We start from the raw sequence: 8,243 nt of genomic DNA, 5'->3' as shown, positions 1-8,243 counted from the left end.
CCAACTTCGACGAGGTCTTCCGCGCCACGGAGGCCGGCTCGGCAGATTTCGGCGTGATCGCCATCGAAAACTCGACCGAAGGTGTGGTCGCCCGCTCGCTCGACCTGCTGCTGCAGTCGCCGCTGGTCGTCATGGGTGAGACCTCGCTGCTGGTGCAACACAACCTGCTGCGCAGCGCCCCATCGCTTGAAGGCATCACCAGCGTGGCGGCACACCCGCAGGCGCTGGCCCAATGCCAGGGCTGGCTGAGCCAACACCTGCCGCAGGCCGAACGCCATGCGGTCAGCAGCAACGCCGAAGGCGCACGCCTGGCCGCCGCCGACCCCAGCGTTGCGGCCCTGGCCAGTGAACGCGCCGCGGCCATGTTCGGCCTGCACGTGGTGCAGCGCGCCGTGCAGGATGAGGCCCACAACCGCACCCGCTTCGTGGTCCTCACCCGGCCAGAGCGACAGCCGCCGTCCGGCCCCACCGGTCGCGACTGCACCAGCCTGATCGCCTCGGTGGACAACCGCCCCGGCGCCGTGCACGACCTGCTCGTGCCGCTCAAGCGCCATGGCGTGTCCATGACCCGCTTCGAGTCCCGCCCGGCCCGCTCGGGCCAGTGGGAGTACTTCTTCTTCATCGACCTGGCAGGCCACGCCGCCCAGGACAACGTGGCCGCCGCCCTCGACGAGCTGCGCGCCCAGTGTTCTTTCTTCAAGGTGCTCGGCAGCTACCCGCTGGACGTGCACTGAGTCACCAGGACCTCGACCACCATGTTCAACCAGCTCGGTCTGATCGGCTGCGGCCTGATGGGCGGCTCCTTCGCGCTGGCCCTCAAGAAGGCCGGCCTGGTCAAGCGCGTCATCGGCTACAGCAAGTCCCCCTCGACCGTCGAAAAAGCCCGCCGCCTGGGCGTCATCGACGTGGCTGCCGAATCGGCGCTGTTGGCGGTCTCGGGCTCCGACATCGTGCTGATCGCCGTGCCGGTCGCTGCCAGCGAAGGCACCTTCAAGGCCATCCGCCACCTGGTCGACCCCAACGTGCTGTTCATGGACGTGGGCTCGACCAAGCGCGACGTGGTCGATGCCGCGCGCCGTGTGCTCAAAGAGCGCCTGCCCTCGTTCGTGCCGGCTCACCCGATCGCCGGGCGCGAGGTCGCTGGCATCGAGCACGCCGACGCCACGCTCTACCAGGGCCGCAAGGTCATCCTCACACCGCTTGAGCAAACCAACCCGACTCTGGTGCAAAAAGCCACCGACGTGTGGGCCGCCGTGGGCTCGCAGGTGCTCAAGATGACGCCCGAGCACCACGACGCTGCTTTCGCCGCCGTCAGCCACCTGCCTCACTTGCTGGCCTTCGCTTACATGAACGCGATGGGCGAGCAACCGGGCGGCCAGGAGTACCTCTCGCTTGCCGGCCCCGGATTCCGTGATTTCACCCGCATCGCGGCGAGCGACCCGACCGTCTGGCGCGACATCCTGCTGTCCAATCGCGAGGAGGTGCTGCGGCAATCCGAAGCCTTCCGCCAAGCCCTGGAGGCCATGGAGCGCCAGATGCGCGACTGGAGTGGCCCCGATCTGCAGCGCCTGATCCAGACCGCCTCCGATGCCCGCAGCCAGTGGAGCCTGGGAGGCGGCAAACCACCCCAGACCGTCCGCTGAAGTTTTCTTTCGTTGTCCGCATGTACACCACCGCCTTCCTCGACCTGCCCCCGCTGCTGACCGCCGGTGGCACCCTGCGCCTGCCCGGCTCCAAAAGCATCTCCAACCGGGTGCTGCTGCTGGCAGGCTTGAGCGAAGGCACGACCGTGGTCCACGACCTGCTGGCATCCGACGACACGCGCGTCATGCTCGAAGCACTGCGCGTGCTCGGCTGCGACATCCAGCAGAACGCAGACACCGTGCACATCACTGGTCTGGCAGGCAAGCTGTCTGTGCTGCAGGCCGACCTGTTCATGGGCAACGCCGGCACCGCCATCCGACCGCTGACCGCCGCGCTGGCCCTGCTGTCGGCCACGCAGGGCGGCGTGTTCACGCTCAGCGGCATCCCGCGCATGCACGAGCGCCCCATCGGCGACCTGGTCGACGCGCTGCGTCCGCTGGGCTGCGTGGTCGAGTGCCTGGCCAACGAGGGCTACCCACCGCTGCGCCTGGCCGGCGGGCGCCTGAACCTGAGCCGCCCCATCCAGGTCCGTGGCGACGTCTCCAGCCAGTTCCTGACCGCGCTGCTGCTGTCGCTGCCGCTGGTCTCGCAGGAGCAGGACCTGGTCATCGAGGTGGTGGGTGAGCTCATCTCCAAGCCCTACATCGAGATCACGCTGAACCTGCTGGCGCGCTTTGGCATCCAGGTGCAACGCCAGGGCTGGGAGCGCTTCGTCATCCCCCGTGGCAGCCGCTACCAGTCGCCCGGCCACATCCACGTCGAGGCCGATGCCTCGTCGGCGTCCTACTTCATCGCGGCCGGCGCGATCGCCGGCATCGAAGAGCCCGTGCGCATCGAAGGCGTGGGCAGCGCGTCCATCCAGGGCGACATCCGCTTCATCGAAGCAGCCGAGGCCATGGGCGCCCAGGTCAGCTCCGGCGCCAACTGGCTGGAAGTGCGCCGTGGCGCCTGGCCGCTCAAGGCCATCGACCTGGACTGCAACCACATCCCCGACGCGGCCATGACCCTGGCCGTGATGGCGCTGTACGCCGAAGGCACGACCCGGCTGCGCAACATCGCCAGCTGGCGCGTCAAGGAAACCGACCGCATCTCAGCCATGGCCATCGAGCTACGCAAGCTGGGTGCCACCGTGGTCGAGGGCGAAGACTTCATCGAGGTGACGCCCCCCGCCCGAGGTGGCTGGCAGCACGCCAGCATCCACACCTACGACGACCACCGCATGGCCATGTGCTTCTCGCTGGCCGCCTTCAACGCGCTGGCGCCCACTGCCGACACGAGCAAGCCCGTGTCGGTGCGCATCGATGACCCGCGCTGCGTCGCCAAGACCTTCCCCGACTACTTCGAGGCCCTGTTCCAGGTCGCCCAGACGCGCCCGGACTGGATCCCCGTGATCACCGTCGACGGCCCCACGGCCTCAGGCAAGGGCACGCTGGCCAGCGCCCTGGCCACCCGCCTGGGCTACCAATTCCTTGATTCGGGCTCGCTCTACCGCATCACCGGCTTGCTGGCCGTCGAGCAAGGCATCGACTTGGGTGACGCCAACGCGCTCGAACAGCTTGCCCGCCAACTGGGCGAGGCCATCTCCTTGCGCTTCGATCGCGAACACATCTGGGTCGATGGCCGCGACGTCAGCGAAGCCGTTCGCCGCGAAGAAATCGGACAAGCAGCCTCCCGGCTGTCCGCTTACCCAGGCGTGCGCCAGGCGCTGCTGGAGCTGCAAAAAGCCTTCCGCGGCCTGCCGGGCTTGGTGGCCGATGGCCGCGACATGGGCACCGTCGTGTTCCAGGACGCCGCGCTCAAGGTCTTCCTGACCGCCTCGGTGGCCGAGCGCGCCGAGCGCCGCCACCGCCAATTGATTTCCAAGGGCGTTTCTGTTACCCTTGATGAGATTTGCTCCGACTTGGAGGCGCGCGACTTGCGGGACCGTTCCCGCGCGGTGGCGCCCTTGAAGCCGGCACAAGATGCCCAGTTGCTCGACAACTCGGCCCTGACGATCGAGCAATCGGTCGACACGGTGCTGGGGTGGTGGGTGGCTGGCTGGCCCCACGTCATCGTGCGGCACTGACCTGGTTTCAACCGACTTCAGGCCAGCGCCCACTGTGAAGGGGCCACGTCACGTTCCGTGACAAACACAAGGCTGTGACGTCCAGCCCCCGCTGCCAGGTGGGGGTTCGAGCAATCAGGACTGCCATCTTCGGCACCCGGGCGCCATGTTCTTCAACCCAACCCGTTCGGGTCGTTCCTGTCGATCCGGGCGTATCCGCTGGTTCACGCCAGCACAGGAAATTCCATGTCTGAATCCTTTGCCGCCCTTTTTGAAGAGTCGCTGCAGCGCGCCAACATGCGCACGGGCGAAGTCATCACCGCTGAGGTGGTGGCCGTCGAACACAACTTCGTGGTCGTCAACGCCGGCCTGAAGTCCGAAGCCTACGTGCCCCTGGAAGAGTTCAAGAACGACCAGGGCGAGATCGAAGTCCAAGTGGGCGACTTCGTGTCCGTGGCTGTCGACGCCATCGAAAACGGCTACGGCGACACCATCCTGTCGCGCGACAAGGCCAAGCGCCTGGCCTCGTGGCTGTCGCTGGAAACCGCTCTGGAGTCTGGCGACTTCGTGACCGGCACCGTCAACGGCAAGGTCAAGGGCGGTCTGACCGTCCTGGTCAACGGCATCCGCGCCTTCCTGCCCGGCTCGCTGCTCGACACCCGCCCCGTGAAGGACATGTCGCCTTTCGAAGGCAAGACCATGGAATTCAAGGTCATCAAGCTGGACCGCAAGCGCAACAACGTGGTGCTGTCGCGCCGCGCTGTGGTCGAAGCTTCGATGGGCGAAGAGCGCGCCAAGCTGATGGAAACCCTGCGCGAAGGCGCGATCGTCAACGGCGTGGTCAAGAACATCACCGAATACGGTGCCTTCGTGGACCTCGGCGGCATCGACGGCCTGCTGCACATCACCGACATGGCATGGCGCCGTGTCCGTCACCCGTCCGAAGTCGTGACGGTTGGCCAGGAACTGACCGCCAAGGTCCTGAAGTTCGACGCCGAGAAGAACCGCGTTTCGCTGGGTCTGAAGCAAATGGGCGACGACCCCTGGGTTGGCGTTTCGCGCCGCTACCCGGCCGGCACCCGCCTGTTCGGCAAGGTCACCAACATCGCTGACTACGGCGCTTTCGTCGAGATCGAACCGGGCATCGAAGGCCTGGTGCACGTGTCTGAGATGGACTGGACCAACAAGAACGTGGCCCCCAACAAGATCGTCAACCTGGGCGACGAAGTGGAAGTCATGGTCTTGGAAATCGACGAAGACAAGCGTCGCATCTCCCTGGGCATGAAGCAGTGCAAGCCGAACCCCTGGGACGATTTCGCCCAGTCGTTCAACCGTGGCGACAAGGTCAAGGGCCCCGTCAAGTCGATCACCGACTTCGGCGTGTTCGTGGGCCTGGCTGCCGGCATCGACGGCCTGGTGCACCTGTCCGACCTGTCGTGGAACGAGCCTGGCGAAGCCGCCGTGCGCAACTACAAGAAGGGCCAGGAAGTCGAAGCCGTCGTGCTGGCCATCGACGTGGAGCGCGAGCGCATCTCCCTGGGCATCAAGCAGCTGGACTCCGATCCGTTCACCAACTTCACCACCCTCAATGACCGTGGCGCCACCGTCACCGGCGTGGTCAAGACCGTGGACGCCAAGGGTGCCGAAATCACCCTGGGTGACGACATCATCGGCTACCTGCGCGCTTCGGAAATCTCCCGCGACCGCGTGGAAGACGCTCGCAACGTGCTGAAGGAAGGCGACGAAGTCACCGCCCTGATCATCAACATCGACCGCAAGACCCGCGGCATCCAGTTGTCGATCAAGGCCAAGGACAACGTCGAGCAGCAAGAAGCCATGCAATCGCTGCGCGCCGACACCACCAAGGAAGGCTCCGGCACCACCAGCCTGGGCGCCCTGCTCAAGGCCAAGCTCGACCAGAACAACGGCTGATCCCAGCCAGCGTTCTTTTCCCCCGACCGCCGGAGCCTGCTCCGGCGCGAAGGGGATTGAGCTGAGCGGGGCAAGCGTCCTTCAACAGACGCCTGCTGCCGCTCACCTCAGTCCCCCCGGACACCCGCATTCGGCACGCCAGCCTCCGACCGCATCCATGACACGCTCCGATCTCGTCGCCCGGCTGGCCGAGCGCTTCAGCCAGTTGACCCAGCGCGACGCCGAATTCGCCGTCAAGACCATCCTCGACGCCATGTCGGAGGCCTTGGCCAAGGGCCACCGGATCGAGATCCGCGGTTTCGGCAGCTTCTCGATCAGCCGCCGCCCGCCGCGCATGGGCCGCAACCCGCGCTCCGGCGAACAAGTCCTGATCCCGGAAAAACTGGTGCCGCACTTCAAGCCCGGCAAGGCCCTGCGCGAAGGCGTCGATCAAGCCGCTACACTGGCCTCTCAAACCGATCTCTCAGCCCCTAACGAAACCAAGCCAAACTGACCCATGCGAGCCTTGAACTGGTTGTGGCGCGGACTGCTGTTCTTCATCCTGTTTGCCTTCGCACTCAACAACCAGCACCTGGTTGAATTGAAGTGGGTCTTTGGCTGGCGCTGGCAAGCCCCCATGGTGTTCGTTGTCCTGGCCGTTTTCGCACTGGGTTGCATCACCGGCGTGCTGGCCATGCTGCCGAGCTGGTGGCGCCACCGCCGCACGGCCCGCAACCGTCAGTTGCTGATGCCCGATCCGGTGGCCGCAACGACCGGCACCTCGCCCACGGCCAGCGTCAACGCCGAGCCGCTGAACCTGCCCAGCGAATTGCCCTTCCCGCCGGACATGCCGGCCCCCCGCAAGCCGGTCAAGTGACTGCAGCCTGATCGCAGCTGTCAACCACTGCCTGCACCCGCCCACCTCGGCTCACCCGGACAGCGCACAGGCGCCCCGCCCATGGATTTCAACTTCTACTGGCTGCTGCTCGCCCTGCCCTTGGCCTTCCTGCTGGGCTGGATCGCGTCCCGGCTCGACCTGCGCCAACTCAAGCGCGAGGACCAGGCGTCGCCACAGGCCTACTTCAAGGGCCTGAACTTGCTGCTCAACGAACAACAGGACAAGGCCATCGATGCATTCATCGAGGCGGTGCAACACGACCCCAACACGTCCGACCTGCACTTTGCACTGGGCAACCTCTTCCGGCGCCGCGGCGAGTACGAGCGCGCCATCCGCGTGCACCAACACCTGCTGGCACGCGCCGACCTCAAGCGCGAAGAGCGCGAGAAGGCCCAGCACGCCCTGGCGCAGGACTTCATGAAGGCAGGGCTGTTCGACCGCGCGGAGGCGGCCTTCCAGGCGCTTGAAGGCACCGCCTTCAGCACCGACGCGCGCCTGGCGTTGCTGTCGCTGCACGAGCGCTCACGCAACTGGCATGGCGCCATCGAAATCGCGCGCCAGCTGGAAGCCGCTGGCACGGGCTCGTTCTCTCAACGCATGGCTCACCACTGGTGTGAAATCGCACAGGAGGCCGATGCCCGAGACCGCCTGGACGAAGCCGAACAGGCCCTGCATCGCGCCCGCGAGGCCGCCCCCCAGGCCGCTCGGCCGCTGGTGCTGGCCGGCCAGCGGGCATTGCGACAGGCGCGCCCGACCGACGCCCTGTCGGCTTGGGACGAGCTGATGGCCATGCAGCCTCAGTCTTTCTCTCTGGTCGCGATGGATTACGCGCGCTGTGCCGAAGCACAGGGCCAGGCCTCGGCAGCCTTGCGCAAACTCGAGAGTCTCTACCAGCAGATGCCCTCGGTCGACGTGCTGCTGGCCCTCAACGCGCTGCAGCCCGACCCGGAGATGCGCCGACAGGCGCTGATGACGCACATGGCGCGCCAGCCTTCCTTGTCTGCAGCGCAGGGCCTGATCCGCGAGCGCCTGATCACGCACAAGCCGCTGGAAGAGCCGGAGATCGAGCGCATGCAGCAGTCCTTGGCGACGGCCGCACAGCCCTTGCAGCGTTACCGTTGCGCGGCCTGTGGTTTCGAGAGCCAGCACCATTTCTGGCAATGCCCTGGCTGCCAGGGGTGGGAAACCTACCCGCCTCGCAAACTCGAGGACCTTTGAAGCCGGGGCCCGCGCCGTGCCGAATGGGTGGCGGCGCCGAGGACCGCATCAAGCAGCAGCTGCCATCGCCCCCAGCGCTCGCCTGAACTGAATGGCCTCGGCCACGTGCGTTGGGCCAATGGCCTCCAGGCCCTGCAGATCCGCCAGCGTCCGAGCCAGCCTGACCACGCGATGCAGGGCCCGCCCAGACCAACCCAGCTTGGTCGCCGCCTGGTTCAGCAACTGCCGAGCGGCCTGCTGCAGGCAAGCATGGCGATCCAGCCCCGCCGCGTCCAACTCGGCGTTGAGGCAGCCCTGGCGCTGCCATTGCAACGCGCGCGTCACCTTCACCCTTTCGGCCACTTGGGCACTCGACTCCCCATCGGGCGCGCGTGACAGCACCTCGGGCGGCAGCATCGGCACCTCGACCTGAAGATCGATGCGATCGAGCAGCGGGCCACTCAAGCGCGACTGGTAGCGCGAGACCTGCTCAGGCGTGCAACGGCAGGCCCTGACGGGGTGCCCCAGGTGCCCGCAGGGGCAGGGATT

Annotated in this window: 8 protein-coding genes; 7 read left to right on the top strand and 1 reads right to left on the bottom strand. The window is 66.6% G+C overall.

Annotation, left to right across the window (positions count from 1 at the left end; genetic code table 11):
• From pheA to lapB, 7 genes are all read left to right on the top strand, one after another.
• On the top strand, window positions 1-734 hold a 734-nt coding region (gene pheA / locus B2W70_RS12860; RefSeq protein WP_286746230.1), incomplete at its 5' end, for a prephenate dehydratase.
• Window positions 735-755: 21 nt separating this feature from the next.
• Window positions 756-1,643 (top strand): prephenate dehydrogenase, encoded by an 888-nt coding sequence (locus tag B2W70_RS12855; protein WP_286746228.1) that lies wholly within the window; start codon window positions 756-758, stop codon window positions 1,641-1,643.
• A gap of 20 nt (window positions 1,644-1,663) precedes the next feature.
• A complete protein-coding gene (locus B2W70_RS12850; protein ID WP_286746227.1) occupies window positions 1,664-3,709 on the top strand; it encodes a bifunctional 3-phosphoshikimate 1-carboxyvinyltransferase/cytidylate kinase in 2,046 nt (681 codons plus the stop codon).
• Between the two features lie 225 nt (window positions 3,710-3,934).
• Window positions 3,935-5,620, top strand: a complete 1,686-nt coding sequence (gene rpsA, locus B2W70_RS12845; protein WP_058088087.1) for a 30S ribosomal protein S1 — start codon at window positions 3,935-3,937, stop codon at window positions 5,618-5,620.
• A 157-nt stretch (window positions 5,621-5,777) separates the two neighbouring features.
• Window positions 5,778-6,113, top strand: coding sequence for an integration host factor subunit beta (locus B2W70_RS12840; protein ID WP_058088088.1), 336 nt, complete (start codon window positions 5,778-5,780; stop codon window positions 6,111-6,113).
• 3 nt (window positions 6,114-6,116) lie between these two features.
• The gene (locus B2W70_RS12835) at window positions 6,117-6,476 is read left to right on the top strand and encodes a LapA family protein (RefSeq protein ID WP_286746224.1); all 360 of its coding nucleotides are present in this window, start codon (window positions 6,117-6,119) and stop codon (window positions 6,474-6,476) included.
• A gap of 81 nt (window positions 6,477-6,557) precedes the next feature.
• Window positions 6,558-7,715 carry a lipopolysaccharide assembly protein LapB gene (lapB, locus tag B2W70_RS12830; RefSeq protein WP_286746222.1) on the top strand — a complete coding sequence of 386 codons (1,158 nt, stop codon included), beginning with the start codon at window positions 6,558-6,560 and terminating at the stop codon, window positions 7,713-7,715.
• Window positions 7,716-7,763: 48 nt separating this feature from the next.
• On the opposite strand, the gene B2W70_RS12825 is transcribed toward lapB, so the two are convergent.
• Window positions 7,764-8,243 (bottom strand): ATP-binding protein (locus B2W70_RS12825; protein WP_286746220.1); only part of this gene is annotated, 480 nt, incomplete at its 5' end.

The organism is Aquabacterium sp. UBA2148 (assembly GCF_002328915.1).
GTDB classification, from domain to species: Bacteria; Pseudomonadota; Gammaproteobacteria; order Burkholderiales; family Burkholderiaceae_C; genus Aquabacterium; species Aquabacterium parvum.
Note: the sequence above shows the minus strand (reverse complement) of the source record. Positions and strands in the feature narration are given on the sequence as shown.

Coding starts and splice junctions, on each gene's coding strand:
- B2W70_RS12855 (WP_286746228.1), top strand. CDS start 756: ATGTTCAACCAGCTCGGTCTGATCGGCTGCGGCCTGATGGGCGGCTCC.
- B2W70_RS12850 (WP_286746227.1), top strand. CDS start 1,664: ATGTACACCACCGCCTTCCTCGACCTGCCCCCGCTGCTGACCGCCGGT.
- rpsA (WP_058088087.1), top strand. CDS start 3,935: ATGTCTGAATCCTTTGCCGCCCTTTTTGAAGAGTCGCTGCAGCGCGCC.
- B2W70_RS12840 (WP_058088088.1), top strand. CDS start 5,778: ATGACACGCTCCGATCTCGTCGCCCGGCTGGCCGAGCGCTTCAGCCAG.
- B2W70_RS12835 (WP_286746224.1), top strand. CDS start 6,117: ATGCGAGCCTTGAACTGGTTGTGGCGCGGACTGCTGTTCTTCATCCTG.
- lapB (WP_286746222.1), top strand. CDS start 6,558: ATGGATTTCAACTTCTACTGGCTGCTGCTCGCCCTGCCCTTGGCCTTC.